Annotated in this window: 15 protein-coding genes; 7 read left to right on the plus strand and 8 right to left on the minus strand. The window is 50.0% G+C overall.

Annotation, left to right across the window (positions count from 1 at the left end):
- Positions 1-34 precede the first annotated feature (34 nt).
- The 3 genes from MHN31_RS12110 (at position 35) to MHN31_RS12120 (ending at position 2,821) form a co-directional block, all read left to right on the plus strand.
- On the plus strand, positions 35-643 hold the full coding sequence (locus tag MHN31_RS12110) for a TetR/AcrR family transcriptional regulator (RefSeq protein WP_239444366.1): 609 nt from the start codon (positions 35-37) through the stop codon (positions 641-643).
- 160 nt (positions 644-803) lie between these two features.
- Positions 804-1,277: a DM13 domain-containing protein gene (locus MHN31_RS12115; RefSeq protein ID WP_194868241.1), complete on the plus strand. Its 474-nt coding sequence runs from the start codon at positions 804-806 to the stop codon at positions 1,275-1,277.
- Positions 1,278-1,390: 113 nt separating this feature from the next.
- Complete coding sequence (locus tag MHN31_RS12120) at positions 1,391-2,821, plus strand: glycerophosphodiester phosphodiesterase family protein (protein ID WP_010381987.1); 1,431 nt, start codon at positions 1,391-1,393, stop codon at positions 2,819-2,821.
- 49 nt (positions 2,822-2,870) lie between these two features.
- On the opposite strand, the gene MHN31_RS12125 is transcribed toward MHN31_RS12120, so the two are convergent.
- The 5 genes from MHN31_RS12125 to MHN31_RS12145 all read right to left on the minus strand — a co-directional run bounded on the left by MHN31_RS12125 (position 2,871) and on the right by MHN31_RS12145 (position 9,209).
- A complete protein-coding gene (locus MHN31_RS12125; protein ID WP_239444367.1) occupies positions 2,871-3,641 on the minus strand; it encodes a MipA/OmpV family protein in 771 nt (256 codons plus the stop codon).
- Between the two features lie 120 nt (positions 3,642-3,761).
- Positions 3,762-5,114: a DUF1501 domain-containing protein gene (locus MHN31_RS12130; protein ID WP_125561761.1), complete on the minus strand. Its 1,353-nt coding sequence runs from the start codon at positions 5,112-5,114 to the stop codon at positions 3,762-3,764.
- Positions 5,115-5,125: 11 nt separating this feature from the next.
- Positions 5,126-6,982 (minus strand): DUF1800 domain-containing protein, encoded by a 1,857-nt coding sequence (locus MHN31_RS12135; RefSeq protein ID WP_239444368.1) that lies wholly within the window; start codon positions 6,980-6,982, stop codon positions 5,126-5,128.
- A gap of 168 nt (positions 6,983-7,150) precedes the next feature.
- Positions 7,151-8,533: a HAMP domain-containing sensor histidine kinase gene (locus tag MHN31_RS12140; RefSeq protein ID WP_239444369.1), complete on the minus strand. Its 1,383-nt coding sequence runs from the start codon at positions 8,531-8,533 to the stop codon at positions 7,151-7,153.
- Complete coding sequence (locus MHN31_RS12145; protein WP_125561754.1) at positions 8,526-9,209, minus strand: response regulator transcription factor; 684 nt, start codon at positions 9,207-9,209, stop codon at positions 8,526-8,528. Before MHN31_RS12145 ends, MHN31_RS12140 begins: the two co-directional genes overlap by 8 nt.
- Positions 9,210-9,345: 136 nt before the next feature.
- Between MHN31_RS12145 and MHN31_RS12150 the strand changes: the two genes are divergently transcribed.
- The gene (locus MHN31_RS12150; protein ID WP_239444370.1) at positions 9,346-9,540 is read left to right on the plus strand and encodes a hypothetical protein; all 195 of its coding nucleotides are present in this window, start codon (positions 9,346-9,348) and stop codon (positions 9,538-9,540) included.
- A 31-nt stretch (positions 9,541-9,571) separates the two neighbouring features.
- Here MHN31_RS12150 and MHN31_RS12155 read toward each other — a convergent pair whose 3' ends face one another.
- On the minus strand, positions 9,572-10,078 hold the full coding sequence (locus tag MHN31_RS12155; RefSeq protein WP_239444371.1) for a lactoylglutathione lyase family protein: 507 nt from the start codon (positions 10,076-10,078) through the stop codon (positions 9,572-9,574).
- Positions 10,079-10,171: 93 nt separating this feature from the next.
- Here MHN31_RS12155 and MHN31_RS12160 point away from each other — a divergent pair, with 93 nt between their 5' ends.
- From MHN31_RS12160 to MHN31_RS12170, 3 genes are all read left to right on the plus strand, one after another.
- Positions 10,172-11,041: a LysR family transcriptional regulator gene (locus MHN31_RS12160; protein WP_239444372.1), complete on the plus strand. Its 870-nt coding sequence runs from the start codon at positions 10,172-10,174 to the stop codon at positions 11,039-11,041.
- 116 nt (positions 11,042-11,157) lie between these two features.
- Positions 11,158-11,493: a zinc ribbon domain-containing protein YjdM gene (locus MHN31_RS12165; protein ID WP_010381971.1), complete on the plus strand. Its 336-nt coding sequence runs from the start codon at positions 11,158-11,160 to the stop codon at positions 11,491-11,493.
- A 198-nt stretch (positions 11,494-11,691) separates the two neighbouring features.
- Positions 11,692-12,204 (plus strand): lipocalin family protein, encoded by a 513-nt coding sequence (locus MHN31_RS12170; RefSeq protein ID WP_138537763.1) that lies wholly within the window; start codon positions 11,692-11,694, stop codon positions 12,202-12,204.
- Between the two features lie 11 nt (positions 12,205-12,215).
- Here the strand turns inward: MHN31_RS12170 and MHN31_RS12175 are convergent, their stop codons facing one another.
- Complete coding sequence (locus MHN31_RS12175; RefSeq protein ID WP_239444373.1) at positions 12,216-13,505, minus strand: ATP-binding protein; 1,290 nt, start codon at positions 13,503-13,505, stop codon at positions 12,216-12,218.
- Positions 13,506-13,507: 2 nt separating this feature from the next.
- Positions 13,508-14,914, minus strand: coding sequence for a sigma-54 dependent transcriptional regulator (locus MHN31_RS12180; protein ID WP_239444374.1), 1,407 nt, complete (start codon positions 14,912-14,914; stop codon positions 13,508-13,510).
- Between the last annotated feature and the right edge of the window lie 13 nt (positions 14,915-14,927).

Here is a 14,927-nt window from a genome sequence, read left to right on the forward strand (position 1 = left end):
CCTCAGTATAAGCCATAGAAAATAACTCAATACTATGACCGTTAAAGTTACCCGCAGCATGCTGAAACGCCAGGCTATTATTGATGGAGCCCTGAGCGCCTTTCAGCAATATGGTGTCAGTGATACCAGCATGGACAAAATTGCCGAAACAGCCCAGGTTTCAAAGCGCACAGTTTACAATCACTTTGAGAGCAAAGAGCAGTTAGTCACGTATATCATTAAAGAGATCTGGCAGCAGAACATTCTCACATGTGATATCAAATATGACGCTGACAGTGCGCTGGACGAACAGCTGACGGCGTTACTTAAAAATGAGTTGGATTTTCTGAGTAACCAAAATTTGCAGGAGCTGATCCGGGTCGCGATTGGGTATTGTCTGTTTAACCCCGATATTTTTACGGCTGAAATGAGCGAGTTTTTCGACCAGGAAACGGCGCTGATCCGCTGGATAAAGCAGGCCATGTTGCAAGGTCGCCTGCGTCAGGCCGACCCTCAGGTGGCGCATGCACAGCTGATCAGCCTGCTGAAGGGGCAAGCGTTCTGGCCGCAGATTTTGCATCAACAACCTGCATTGACCCAAGAGCAAATTGACGTACTCACAGCGGAAACCGTGGCGTTCTTTCTGGCTTATTATCGGGTCTAACTTTTGCAGCACTCATATGTACGGTGTAGGTAATTGCACTACGGGCAAATATTCAATGTAACCTCAAAAGGTACAGTCATAAAAACACAGTGTGATGAGTACCTGAGTGTGTGCAGAGTTGTACTACACTTTAGCCCATCAGCTATAAGGAAAAGAGACTATGACATTACGTGCGCTTACGCTCATCATTACCCATGGCCTGGTTGGATTCGCCGGTTTCGCGGGTGGCATTTATATGCTGCCCATTCTAACTGCGCCACCTGCACCTAACGAGGGAGCCGTCACAGCCGCCTCTTTAGGGGCAGATTATTCGGCACAATTTCGTAAATCTTTACAAGACAGTGATGCATTGCACTGGGGTGAAGGCATGGTTTCGATCAGCAAAGATCACATTACTTTGCTTGGTGAGCTGGCCCCGGGGCCTGATTATCGTTTGTATTTGTCACCTCAGTTTGTGGAAACAGAAGCCGATTTTAATCGCCTCAAAAGCACCATGGTTGAAGTCGGTGACATTAAAACCTTTAGCAACTTTGTGGTGGATGTACCCCAGCAGGTCAATCCGGCGGATTACAATACTGTGATTGTCTGGTGTGAAGCCTTTGGAGAGTTTATTACAGCTGCACAATATCAGTAGCGACGAGTCATAAAAAGGTCACTGACTGTTCCTACTTCGGTAATAGTGTCCCTCTATTGTTATTTCCTTGAAGAATAAAAACGCTTTATTTGGACGTAAACTTAGGAATAACAATGAAAAAAGTAACATCTCTCTCTGCTGTGATTGCAGCTTTGCTACTTGCTGGTTGTGATGACGACAAAACCGAAGTGGTTGAAGTAGAAAAAGCGGTTGTCACCACAGACACGCAAACTCAGGTAGTGGAAGTTGAAAAGACGATTGTGGTTACCGATACCATTACAGAAATCAAAACGATTGAAGTACCGGTTGTGGTGGAAGTACCCGCTGGTGGTGCCAACAATATGCAAGTTGGTACGCGCCCGGATTTTTTGGTGCAGGACATGGATGAGGGTGAGTTAAAAGACAAACTGGCTCAATGTTCAAATGGTCCTTTCTACAAAACGGACTTTTCAATTGGCCACCGTGGTGCACCAATGCAGTTTCCTGAGCACACTAAAGAGTCGTATCTCGCAGCGGCCAAAATGGGCGCGGGTATCTTGGAGTGTGATGTAACCTTCACCAAAGACAAAGAGCTGGTATGTCGCCACTCTCAGTGCGATCTGCACACCACGACTAACATCCTGGAAACTGACCTGGCACAGAAATGTTCAACGCCGTTTGTACCGGCAGATCCTGAAAATGGCGTTGTGGCTCAGGCTAAGTGTTGTACCAGCGACATTACGCTGGCGGAGTTTATGACGCTTGAAGGTAAAATGGACGCTGCAAACTCTATGGGTACCACAGTGGAAGAATACATGAATGGTACGTCGAACTGGCGCACTGACTTGTATGCCAGCCGGGGTACACTAATGACTCACGCAGAAAGTATTGCTCTGTTCAAAGAGCTAGGTACTAAGATGACGCCTGAGCTTAAGTCTCCATCCGTCACTATGCCATTCGATGGATTTTCTCAGCAGGATTATGCTCAGAAAATGATTGATGAGTACAAGGCTGCGGGTGTTGATCCTAAACACGTCTGGGCACAATCATTTAACCGAGATGACATCAACTATTGGATAGCGCAAAATCCGCAGTTTGGTGCACAGGCAGTTTATCTGGATGACCGATATGAAGCGCAAACGGCGGAGAATGAAAAGGGGGTTACGCCGCAGCAACTGGTCAACAACCCTGAACTATTGGTGCCTACGATGGCTGAGCTGGCAGCAGACGGCGTGAAGATCATTGCACCACCTATGTGGGTGCTGGTAACCGAAGAAAACGGCGAAATGGTGCCATCTGCGTATGCCAAAGCGGCGCGTGATGCAGGCCTTGGTATCATTACCTGGACACTGGAGCGTTCAGGCCACCTGGCAGCTGGCGGCGGCTGGTACTATCAAAGTGTCAACGGCGCACACCGTGGTGAAGGTATGATTAATAACGATGGTGATACCTTTAAACTACTTGATGTACTGGCGAAAGATGTGGGCGTAATGGGCGTATTCTCTGACTGGCCAGCTACAACGACTTACTATGCTAGTTGTATGGGTATGCCAGCAAGTATCTAATCCGACATAACAGGCCGCAGTCTCTATATGAGCTGCGGCTTTTTTGTGTCTAAAAGAACTTGCTGAACAGCAAGCGAACTGAGAAACTGCTGTCACTGTCGACCAGCGGGCTGTCGGTGATGCTGTCATCAAACCAGGTGTAGTCAAACGCAAGTTGGGTAAAGCCGTCAAAAAAGATGGGTGTTGACACTGAGAAGCCCAGCGCGACATTAGTGGCATTATCGCCTTGGTAGTATGGTCTTGCGTTGGTGGCTTCGCTCTGTCTTACTCCGTAATAATAGTCAACATGATTGCTATCCAGATAGCTGACGGTGAGGCTGGGTTCGTAGAAAAACGGACCGGATTTAAAGACCTTACCAAGCCCGGTTGACAGCTCGTAGCCATCCGATTTATCCAGCACATCATGTACCGCAGAGACGTTGAACTTCCAGTTGTTACGCTCGTATTTGATACCAATACCGGCATCCATCGAGAAGTCACGCTCAGCCATGCCTTTAAACACATAGCTGTCCGATTCATCGAAGCCCTGAAAGCGCGGGGCCGCCTGAAGCAGGATCTCTATGTCGTTGACCTCCAGCACTTCATAGCTGATGAGCGGTCCCAGCACGGAGAGTTTATCTCCCCGGTAACCCAAGATGGGTAAGGGGATCACACGCCTGTCGTAGCCCTGGTATATCTCTTCACTGATGCCAAGCCCAATGCCGTACAAGAAACCCTTGGGTTCAAGTTGCGCTCTTGCCGCGCCCCGCTCATCATTTTGAGCCTGAAGAGGCAATGAGGCAGCCAACAGGGAACCAATACAAATTGCGTGTTTAAACATAGTGTGTCCTTATCTGAGTTTATTGTTCTGCTATTGCGTGTGCATGATGAACCGAAGCCTGAACACTGAGCCAGGCTTCTCCTTTTACGTACTATAGACAAGGAACGTTTAGTCTTGATGTCATTTAAACAAAGAAAGTGGTCCGTTGAAGTTATTCAGATTGGGAAAGATGCCGTTGAGCGTGCCCAAATCCAACCCCATCCATTGACCCAGGCTGGCAGCGTACTGATCAACTGAGGTGGTCGGGATGAGACGACCACCACCAGCATCCAGTTCATGGTTGAGCTCTGCGTTGGGAATATCGCCAAAAATGGTACCACCATTGACCGCGCCTCCCATCACAAAGTGGTGTCCTGCCCAGCCATGATCGGTGCCATCACCATTAATGGCCAGTGTTCTGCCAAAATCAGATGCTGTAAATACGGTGACCTGCTCACTGAGGTTGAGGCTTTCCATTGCAGTGTTAAACGCCACCAGCGCATTGTCCAGTGTGGCCTGCAATTTGGGCAGGTTTTGTGCCTGCCCGGAGTGGGTGTCAAATCCACCCATCGCGACTACATAGACTTGTCTTGAGGCCCCCAGTTGCTGGCGCGCAGCAATGCTGTTACCCACGGTTTGCAATTGTTTGCCTAACGAAGTTGCCGGAAACTCTGGCAGTGTGACGGTCGTGTTAGCTTGCGCTGCATTAAACTGGCTGTTGGCCTGATAAGCACTGTTAATGGCGTTGGTGACGTCCTGCTGCAAAAATTGTTGCGCATTCTGAGGTTGGTTGCTGAAATGTGCGACCAGTTCTGGATGGTCGTCAAATTCTTCCAATGCCTCGATGGTGGCGGCCTGTCCGTCACTGACATGGTACGGTGCGGTTTGCTTACCGGTCAGCCATAAAGCGCCATCTGCCGTCGTAATGGCATTAAATGGCGTATTGGCGGTGTGGCCTTGTGTCATCAGGGCATCATTGATCAAGCCTCCCCAGCCAAATTGTGCGCCCTCAGCAGCGCCAGACATCCAGGTTGATTGTTGGTCGTTGTGAGAGAACAACCTGGATGGCAAACGTGCCGTATCCTGTGCAATCATAGCGGCGGTAACCGGACTCAGTAGTGGACCAACATTGCCAACCACGGCCAGCTTATTTTGCTGATATAAGTTTGCCAGCCCGGCTAATTCCGCGGGCAAGGCGAAGCGGCGCGTGCCAAAACGCCCGGGTGTTGCAATCGGTAACAGGTTGGCCAGTGTGCGTGGGGTCGTGTATTTACCCAGCAAACTTTGTCGGTGGCCAGCCCATTGTGTGTAACTGGCCTCGTCATAAGGAATTATGGTGTCATGATTGTCCATGCCACCGTATAAAAATACGCAGACCAGGGCTTTGTAATCATTATCTTGCGACGGACTGTTTGCCAGAGCCTGACCTAACTGAAACATCGAAGAAGCCATTACGGAGGCACCGCTGAGTTTGATAAAATCGCGTCTGTTCATGGGCTTTACTCCTATTTCTGAACTAAGTAATCAGGTGAGGTCATAACCAGTAAAATGGCCAGGTGCACGAGCCGCAGCGGCTCAGCGTCGTCGTTTTGTGCCACCGTTTGTAGTATGTCCTGGATCGATTGCTTGCTGGTGGCACTGAGTTGCCCGGCGCATAGCAACAGGTCCAGGCGAGCTATCAGTGCGCTGAGATCACCTGCCAGCGCCAGTTCTGTGTCGTAGCTTGCGAGGAAGCTCTCTGCGGCGTTTTGAGCATTGAGCGGAATATTTTCTTCGTCATAGATAACTTGCAGTTCCTCGACATCTACTTCTTGTTGTAACCCGGTAATGTAGTAAGTCATGAAGTTGGCGTAGCCGGTAATGGTGCTGGCGTTGGTGATCTGCAGCTCAGGAGCCACCATACCATTGGCTGCGCTCACGCTGCCCGGTGCAGTATAACCGGGGCGGAAGAAGTTAAAGACACTAGGTGAGCGATAGGGGTGTTGGCCCAGCATACTGGCATCTCGGGTGTCCCACAGCATTTCCTGGTATTCCGGGGTGATGTTTTTGACTGCAAACGCCCGTGCCCACTGTGTAAAGCGTAAGATAGGTTCACGGATCTTACCGCCACGCTCTGTGGCGTTCGCTCTGGCATCCGGGTCAAATAAAATTGCTGCCAGTGTTGCGGTTAAATCGCCACGACGGCCATCTCCTACTAAGCTGCCATCGGGCAAAGTTGTGCGGCCGGTGCTAAACGCTGTACCAACACGTGTTACGTAGCCGGGAGAGGGGTTAGACGTGACCAGTCGCTGGATCAGTTGCTTTGCAACGAAAGGGGGCACATTTGGATGGGCAAAAATATGATCCAGCGCCTGTGTCACTGAGGCTTTGGGGCCTGTCCCGGCGGCAATTGTGGTACCCAGGAAGGTTTTACTCTTCTCTGAGTGATTTTCCGGGTAGACAGTCATGGGGAGGGCAAACTCGTTTATCTCCAGCTCTTCAGACGTGTCATAGTCCATATCCAGACCCGTAAACACCCGTGCCAGGCCGGTGATATCCTGATTATTATACAGCTCTTTTGTTGCACCATTCTCATCTTGCTGTTCGGTGCCGTCTGGATTCAGCGCAACAACCCCAACTGTAAACAGTTGCAGTAACTCACGTGCATAGTTTTCATCTGGCATTCTGCCTGTGGCTTCATCCCCTTTAAGGTTACCCATATAGGTCAGATAAAAACCCATGGCGGGAGAGTATGTGACTGCTTCGAGTAACTCCCGATAGTTGCCAAAGGCGTGCTGGATCAAAATATCCTGATAAGAAGCAACGGCTTCAGGGATATCGGTCAGTTCTTCTCCGCCGGCATTGGATACCACCAGCAGTTCGGACAGGGCAAATGCCATCCGTTGACGCATCTGATCGTCACCAGCAATGGCGTTGCGCCAGAATGCCACACTGGTTGATTCGATATACAGCGCATTAAAGTCATCCTCTGCGGTTGGTGGTGGGGTAAACTCGCTCACCACCGGCATGATCAGGCTGGGTGGCAGCTTAAGCTGTGCTTTAAACCAGCTTGATGCGCTTTTTCCTGTCAGGGTATCCAAATCTTGTGGCCGGGCCCCAAAGGTCGCTTGTTGTAAAAATCGTGATGTAGTGAGCGCAGTGGCAAAGGCCGGATCGATTTCGGATGTGTTGTCGTCGGGGGATTCGTCTGCACCATCATCGCCGCCAGAATTGTTGTTAGTATCTCCCTGTGAATTATCGGGCTCCGGCTGTGGGGTGGTCGGGTTGGTTGTGTTGCTTGGGCTGGCATCACTGCCGCCACACCCGGTCAGGCTCAGGCAAAAACTGAGCAGCAGTATGTTAAGCGGGGTTAGTCTGAACATGGTTTCACTCTCTTACTTGCGGATACCTCAAGTTTAGAGTGAAACGGGCGAAGACGGTCATACAGTTGTCATACGGCTTGTTTACAAAATTGTATGCTTTTAGGTTTTACGCATTTTGTTACTCCGAGTTCTTATCTCCGATGCGTGATATTTGGGTATGTTGGCAATTTAGTTACTCAGGACTGAGCGTGTCGGTATCTCAATATTAAACACCGCACCGGGTTGGCTTTCGAGCAGACAAAGCTGGGCCTGGTGGACCTCGCAAATAGCGCGCACAATACTCAGCCCGAGGCCATTGCCAGGGCGACCACGGCTGATGTCGGCACGATAGAACTTATCAAACACTTTGGCCTGATCCTTGACCGGGATGCCAGGGCCATCGTCCCCGATCTGCAGCAGGGCACTCTGGGTATGGCTTTGCAGTCTGAGCCATACGTGCGCATTTGGCTGGCTATGTTCTAGTGCATTTTCCAGCAAGTTACAGATCAACTGACCGAGCAGGTCCTTGTCACCGTGACAGTGCACAGCCGGCACAATGGACACCTCAAAGTGCCGGCCGCTGTCTTCAAAGACCGGTAAGTAACTTTGTGCCAGCTCATCAATGAGTGCGGACAAGTCAAATGTTTTAAAGCCCTGAATGTGTTTTCCTGACTCAATGGCATTCAGCCGCACCAGATTATTAAAGGTGTTGATAACCTGCGCCAGTTCGTTGCTTGCTTTGTCTATGTGCCCTTCCAGTATTGCCGGGTCATCGAGATCCTGATACATACTCTGCAAGCGGTTAGAAATGCGGGACAAAGGGGTTTTCAGATCATGGGCGATGCCCACCGACATGGTTTTCAGATTGCCATGCAGGCGGGATATTTCATCAAGCATGCGGTTAATTGCAACGCTCAGGGTAATGATGTCTGAATTGGATGTCGTCACTTCGGTACGCTTGGAATCCGGAGAGTGTGCAACCTGGGCCAGTTGTTCTGATAATGCTTGCAGGGTGCGGCTATGCTTAACCTGAGAACAGGTGATTGCCGCCACCATCAAGGGCAGGCTTAGCAGGGCAAACCAGTACACCAGTTGTGCATAGAACTCGCTTTTATGGGCGTGCAGCTCGTCCCGTTTTTGCCAGTAATGAATACGCAAGCCATCAGGTAAGTTTACTGTCGCAGTCAAAAGTTCAGCATTGCCTTCCTCACCAAGCGATACGGTTTGCCACTGGGGAGTGGGCGACGTCATCAGATGAGTATCAGCGCCCAAAAGCAGTTTATCTTGCTCAAACACGGCAATCAGCCAGCCTTCATCAGCCAGGTGTGCGTGTGCCTCATGCTCTGGCCAGATAACCTCGTCTTCGAGCTCGAACTCCTGCAACACGTGCTCAAAGCCATGCTCTTCAAGCATACTTTCGATGTCGCCAAGAAACTCACTAAACTCGTGTTGCTGTATTTGTTTATCCTGCCACACCAATAGTTGTGCCAAGAGCCATAACAGCAATAGCATGGAGGCCCAGAGCGCGCCGCTTGAAAGCAAAGCTCGCTTCAAATGATAACGACTAACCATCAGTGGCGCCTGTTAGCAGGTAGCCACTGCCGCGAATGGTTTTGATCATGTCAAACGTAAAAGGCTTATCCAGTTTATTGCGCAATCTGCTGACATGGGTTTGCACTAAGCTGGTTTTGGGATCGAAACTAAAGCCCCAGACCTGCTCCAGTAACATGGTTTTGGTGATTAACTGCTCGGGGTTTTGCATCATATATTCCAGGATCTGATACTCCTTGGGCATCAGCTCAATTTCCTGTCCTGCTCTTAGCACTTGACGGGATGTGCGGTTGAGTCGCAGCTCGCCGATCACCAGCTCCAGCGTGTCAGCTCTGAGGGGCTGACGTCTGGCTAGGGCTTTTAAACGCGCATACAGCTCGGCAAAAGCAAAAGGCTTAACTAAGTAGTCGTCGGCACCGGCTTCAAGTCCGGCGACCCGATCGGCGGTATCACTCAGTGCGGTAAGCATAATAATTGGGGTGGTGACTTTACTGGCGCGTAAAATTCGCACCGCGTCGAGGCCATCCATATTGGGTAACAGGCGGTCGAAAATGATGACATCAAATGCGTGGGCAGAGGCGCTTAGCATGGCGCGCTCTGCGTTGTCACAATGCTGTACTTGCGCATTGTGTTGGGCAAGCCCGGCGCAGATAAATTCAGCCGTGTCCGGGTCGTCTTCAACTAATAAAATATGCATACAAACCTGAGGTTGTCGTCACTCAATTAAAGCATATCGTATTTTTGCAAGAGATAGGCATACAATTTTGTATTGTGCTTTGTCTGCGTCTGTGTATAAATTTAAGCCTATCTAGTATGAAGATAAGGAAATCCCCATGTCAGATAAGCAAGCACAAGGTGGGCCTAACCCGGGCCTGTATATTGGGATTGGTGCAGGTATTGGCACCGCGGTTGGCATAACTGCTGGGGTAGCATTTGATATTCTGGCTTTTTCTATTGCTCCATGTGCCGGAGCCGGCATAGCGCTGGGTGTTGCCCTGTGGGGGGCTAATAAGCAAGCTGGTAAATGAGCAGGGCCGATATGTTCAGCCCTGCCAGATATTACTCCTGATATGCACCGGCACTGTATATCAGTTCGTAACTGTGGCTGTAAATTTCCACGATATTACCGAACGGATCTTCCATATAAATCATGCGATAGGGCTTTTCTCCAGGGTAATAATAGCGTGGTTCTGCCATACGTCGTTTACCCCCTGCGGCCACTATTTTGTCTGCCAGGCCTTCAACATCTGGGTCTTGTACACAAAAATGGAAAATACCAGTTTTCCAGTATTCAAAGTTGTTTTCCGGGCTGGTTTGGTTATCAAACTGGAACAGCTCTACGCCAATACGGTCGCCAGTGGATAGATGTGCTATCCGAAAACGTTTCCAGCCAGGACCAAATACATCATTGCACATTTCACCAATGGCGCTGTCGTCTTCAACGATCTCGGTGGGGGCCATGATCACATACCACCCCATGACCTGAGTGTAAAATTCAACGGCTTTTTCAAGGTCGGGCACTGAGATACCGATATGTGAAAAGGTACGTGGGTAAACCTGGTTCATAAATACGCTCCTGTGTTTGAATAGTGAGCAGGTTACAAACGTCAGGTCATAATGTAAAATTATTAAAAATTATCAAAATAAGTATTTTTTGTAATGATTAATAACAGCTGGCTCCGCACATTTTGTACCCTGGCGGATATAGGGCACTTTACCCGCACGGCTGAGCACTTGCATATGACTCAGTCGGGTGTGAGCCAGCATGTACAAAAGCTAGAGTTGCACTTTGGTGTGGCCTTGTTGCTGCGTGATGGCAAACAGGTGGTACTGACAGAAGCGGGTAAACGGTTGCGTATTCAGGCATTAAAGATATTGCAAGATTTGTCGGAACTGGAATTCAGCATCGGGGAGGATCCGCCTTTTGAAGGAGAAGTTAAGGTGATGTCGCCGGGGAGCCTCGGGCTCAGGCTCTATCCGCAGTTGTTGACGTTGCAAAGCCGTCATCCCGGGCTGGTCATTGATCACAGATTTGCGCCAAATCAGGCCATTGAAAAGGCCATAGCCGATGGCAGTGCTGAGCTAGGCTTCACTACTGTAGCGGCCAGGTCAGCGGAGGTAATGAGCGAGGCGATAGCGACGGAACCCTTGTTGCTGGTTACGCCGGCTGAGGTGGCTGAACCGAGCTGGGAGAACTTGCAGTCACTGGGGTTTATTGACCACCCCGATGGCGCACACCATAGTGAATTGCTACTCAGCGCGAACTTTGCACAGTTTCGGCATTGCACACAGTTTGCCCGCAGAGGGTTTTCTAATCAGATAAGCCTGATCCTTGAACCAGTCAGTCGGGGCATTGGGTTTAGTGTTTTACCTGCCTTTGCGGTTGAGGCCTTTGCCCGGCAAAAACTAATACGGGTACATTCACTGAGCCAACCCGTGAGCGAGACAATTTATCTGTGCACAGCGCGACGTGCCGTCTTGCCTGCCAGAGTACGGACTGTGATTGAGCATGCAAAAAGCAGTTTATAGTACCGACCAGTATATTCTTGTCTGCACTAAATCAATAAATATTGGCTTAGCACTGGCACATCCGCGTGCGAGCCATTACTATGCAGGCCAAATGAATCAAAATGTAGTAAGTCAGCATGTCTTTACCTCCTTGCCCGAAATGTAATTCTGAATACGTCTATCAGGATCAAAGCAATCTAGTGTGCCCGGAGTGCGCCTATGAATGGAACCCAAATGAAGTCAACGAAGACGATGTAATCACAGTGAAAGATGCCAACGGGGCATTGCTTGCCGACGGTGACAAAGTGACTGTGATCAAAGATTTGAAAATCAAAGGCAGTTCTCAGGTGATCAAAATTGGCACTAAAGCTCTGGTTCGTCGTGTTCTGGATAAAAAAGACCACGAACTGGATTGCAAGGTCGATGGTGTAGGCGAAATGATGGTCACCGCGAAATTTGTGAAAAAGGCCTAAACGGGTAATTTACTCAAGCCACCCAGGGCACTCAGCTTGTTATCCCGTGTTCTAACACGGGATCTTCCAACCAAGACACCACCATCACTGCTAAACTCTGTCTCACTGGCACCTCATGTCGTGAAATGCCCGCAAACCTGTGAACCGACTTCTTTGTTATGTCGTACTACCCAAGATTAACTATACAAGGAGCAGACATTGAAAACAGTCTTAATTATCATGATGACGCTTGTCCTCAGTAGTTGTCTGGGCATGCCACAGGGCGTGCAGCCTGTGGGGAATTTTGAGCTCAATCGCTACCTGGGCAAGTGGTACGAGATTGCCCGCCTGGATCACTCTTTTGAGCGCGGCCTGACCCGGGTGACGGCGCAATATAGTATGCGCGAAGACGGCGGCGTGAAGGTCATTAATCGCGGCTTCAACGCAGCAGAAAATCAGTGGCGCGAAGCTGAAGGTAAAGCATTTTTTGTCAACCAGGACGATGAAGCCTACCTGAAAGTGTCGTTCTTTGGTCCGTTTTATGGGGCTTATGTTGTGTTTGAGCTCGACCACGATAACTATCAATATGCGTTTGTGTCTGGTCCGGACACGGAGTACTTATGGCTACTCTCTCGAACCCCACAAGTCGATCAGGCGATCATCGATAAGTTTGTCAGCATGGCGGCTGATCGAGGCTTTGATACCGACGCGCTGATCTTTGTTGAGCAGTGATCTGGTTTTGCTCATGCCAGCTCTAGCGGTAACTGAACTCTGGCTCTGGCACCTGTCTTATCTGTACGATTGACCAGGGTTAATTGGCCATTGTGCTGCTCTACAATGTTTTTACACAGCACCAGACCAATGCCTTTGCCATTTGGTTTGGTTGTGTAAAAGGGCACGAACAAGTTGTCTTGGTTAGTGAGTCCCTGACCTTCATCCAGAATATCTATAAACGCGTATTGTGCTGTGTTGCTAACGATAATATCAACCATCCCGGTTTCATCGCTGGCCTCCAGCGCGTTAGTGATCAGGTTAACCAATACCTGTTCCAGCAGGCTGACATCCACATGCAGTGCAAAGGTCTGCTCAATTGAACAGCGGACCCGGGTGTCATATAAAACCTGTATGGGGCTGAGCAGGGCGTCAATACTTACCGTTTCTGTATGCAGCTGGTGTTGCCGGGCAACGCTGGCGTAGCGATTGACGAATGACATCAGCCCGTCACTGCGCTGTACTATTACTGCCAGCGCCTGTTCAAAATCAGCTTGCGTATCGGCGCCGGCTTGTAACATTTGCAGTGTCTGTGCCAGTGATTTAATGGGAGATAGTGAGTTGTGGATCTCATGGCTCAGAATGCGGATCATTTTTTGCCAGGCGTCGCGCTGCGCCTGACTGACCACAGACTGGACATCGGTCAGGATCAATAAATGAGCGTGGCTGTCGTCAATGGGGATCTGGCTTTGCCGGATCTGCCATTGCTGAGCCAGCGACAGGTGACTGAATTGCCACTGCCCGTTAGTTTTTATCAGGCTGAAATGAGCGGCCTTGAGTCGTTTTTGCGTTTGCCAGGGTTTGCCGGTCCAGTTTGAAAAAGCGTCGTTGGCATGAACCAGCGTGTTGCTTTCATCAAACACCACAATGGGGCTGGGCAGCTGCTCAATGAGCCTGAACAATAAGATTGCCTGATGATCCCGTGCAGATTTATACGCTTGTAAATGATCACATAGTTGGCTGGTTTCGGTTTGCAGCTGGGCCAGAATGCCGCTTTTGTCGGTAGTGTAAAAGCGTTGACCATAGTCTTCCAGCCGCATGGCTTCAATGGTCGTCGTCAGATGGTAAAAAGGCTGAATAAGGCGCACTTTGATATGTTGTAGCAGCAGCGCAGCCGGGCACAATCCCAGGACCCAAAGTGTAATGACACCCAGCCAGCCACTGCCCAGACTGAGCAGTAACCCGGTACTGAGCGAGGCCAGTAGCAGCCACACTAACATGCAAAATAGGGCTGCGGATCGTTCGTAACTCAGCGCCATCATATTTACGAGTGCCGGGTCTTAATGTTGAATTTATCCATGCGCCGATACAACGCACTTTTACTGATCCCCAGCAGGAGTGAGGCGTCTTCAACGTTGTCCTGACATTGAGCCAGTGCCATTCGGATGAGTTTTTGCTCTGCCTGCTCCAGAGTTACCAACTCTGACACCGGATTGTTGAGCTCGGTTTTGACGGCTTTTATTTGCAACTGACGGGCAGTGATCTCGGACTCGTCGCACATCAATACGGCGCGCTCCATGATATGACTTAGCTCCCGTACATTTCCCGGCCAGTGATAGGCTTGCAAGGTGTTGCATGCACAATCAGACAAAATTAATTCAGGCAAGCCGTAGGTTTGCGCATGGTGCGAGATAAAGTGTTTTGCCAGCGGAATGATTTCATCACTGCGCTGGCGCAGAGGTGGCACAGTCAGCTCTATGGTGTTGAGCCTGAAATACAGATCCTGGCGAAATCTCTCTTGTGCTTGAAGCGCCTCTAAATCTGCATTGGTGGCGCTGATCAGGCGACAATCGGCGTGAAGGGTGTGATCTGCGCCCACAGGCTCGTATTCGCCATTTTCCAGTACCCGTAATAACTTAGCTTGTTGTGATTCGCTCAGCGTGGCAATTTCATCTAAAAACAGGGTGCCGCCAGTGGCCTGAGTAAAACGGCCTTCGCGGTCCTGCCTGGCATCGGTAAAGGCCCCTTTAACATGACCAAATAGTTCGCTTTCGAACAAGGGATCGGGGATAGCTGCCATATTTACGCTGATCAGTGTACCTGTCCGGGCGCTCTGCTGGTGGAGGTACTGAGCAATCTGGGATTTACCTGTGCCGTTCTCACCGCGCAATAAAATATTGGCGCCGGTTGGCGCAACCCGGTCAAGTTGCTTTTTGAGTGTTTGCATCTGCGGACTGAGCCACCGTAGTGTCTTGTCAGTGGTTTTTTGAGCGATAAGAGTTGCGCTTTGCCGAGCCTGGGCCATTTGTCTCAGCCCCAGATGTTTTTTGATCATCATCAGTACGGCGTGGTTGTCCCAGGGCTTGGCAAAAAAATCCACAGCGCCACGCTGCATGGCTTCGACAGCCAGGGTCACACTCGACCAGGCGGTCATAGCAATAAACGCTGGGCTGGATGGGGTTGCTTTGGCATGCTTAGATAAAAATTGCAGGCCCTCCCGACCCGACGTGGTATCCAGTTCATAGTTCATATCGAGCAACACCAGGTCGACAGATTGCTGTGCAAGCGTGTCTGCCGCAGCGCTCAGCGAGCTGCATTGGAGAGTGTTAAAGCCGCTGTTTTTCAGCAGCATGTGAAGACTCAGGCGAATATCTGCCTTGTCATCTACGATAAGTAGGGTGCCTTGCATGGTATAACTGGCAGGCGCTTTGAAGCGCCTGCATTTCCTCATTGACTGTTGTTCG

Source organism: Pseudoalteromonas sp. McH1-42 (assembly GCF_022347845.1).
Lineage (GTDB): Bacteria > Pseudomonadota > Gammaproteobacteria > Enterobacterales > Alteromonadaceae > Pseudoalteromonas > Pseudoalteromonas rubra_D.

Coding starts and splice junctions, on each gene's coding strand:
- MHN31_RS12135 (WP_239444368.1), bottom strand. CDS start 6,982: ATGTTCAGACTAACCCCGCTTAACATACTGCTGCTCAGTTTTTGCCTG.
- MHN31_RS12115 (WP_194868241.1), top strand. CDS start 804: ATGACATTACGTGCGCTTACGCTCATCATTACCCATGGCCTGGTTGGA.
- MHN31_RS12155 (WP_239444371.1), bottom strand. CDS start 10,078: ATGAACCAGGTTTACCCACGTACCTTTTCACATATCGGTATCTCAGTG.
- MHN31_RS12160 (WP_239444372.1), top strand. CDS start 10,172: ATGATTAATAACAGCTGGCTCCGCACATTTTGTACCCTGGCGGATATA.
- MHN31_RS12180 (WP_239444374.1), bottom strand. CDS start 14,914: ATGAGGAAATGCAGGCGCTTCAAAGCGCCTGCCAGTTATACCATGCAA.
- MHN31_RS12120 (WP_010381987.1), top strand. CDS start 1,391: ATGAAAAAAGTAACATCTCTCTCTGCTGTGATTGCAGCTTTGCTACTT.
- MHN31_RS12165 (WP_010381971.1), top strand. CDS start 11,158: ATGTCTTTACCTCCTTGCCCGAAATGTAATTCTGAATACGTCTATCAG.
- MHN31_RS12140 (WP_239444369.1), bottom strand. CDS start 8,533: ATGGTTAGTCGTTATCATTTGAAGCGAGCTTTGCTTTCAAGCGGCGCG.
- MHN31_RS12110 (WP_239444366.1), top strand. CDS start 35: ATGACCGTTAAAGTTACCCGCAGCATGCTGAAACGCCAGGCTATTATT.
- MHN31_RS12150 (WP_239444370.1), top strand. CDS start 9,346: ATGTCAGATAAGCAAGCACAAGGTGGGCCTAACCCGGGCCTGTATATT.
- MHN31_RS12130 (WP_125561761.1), bottom strand. CDS start 5,114: ATGAACAGACGCGATTTTATCAAACTCAGCGGTGCCTCCGTAATGGCT.
- MHN31_RS12125 (WP_239444367.1), bottom strand. CDS start 3,641: ATGTTTAAACACGCAATTTGTATTGGTTCCCTGTTGGCTGCCTCATTG.
- MHN31_RS12145 (WP_125561754.1), bottom strand. CDS start 9,209: ATGCATATTTTATTAGTTGAAGACGACCCGGACACGGCTGAATTTATC.
- MHN31_RS12175 (WP_239444373.1), bottom strand. CDS start 13,505: ATGATGGCGCTGAGTTACGAACGATCCGCAGCCCTATTTTGCATGTTA.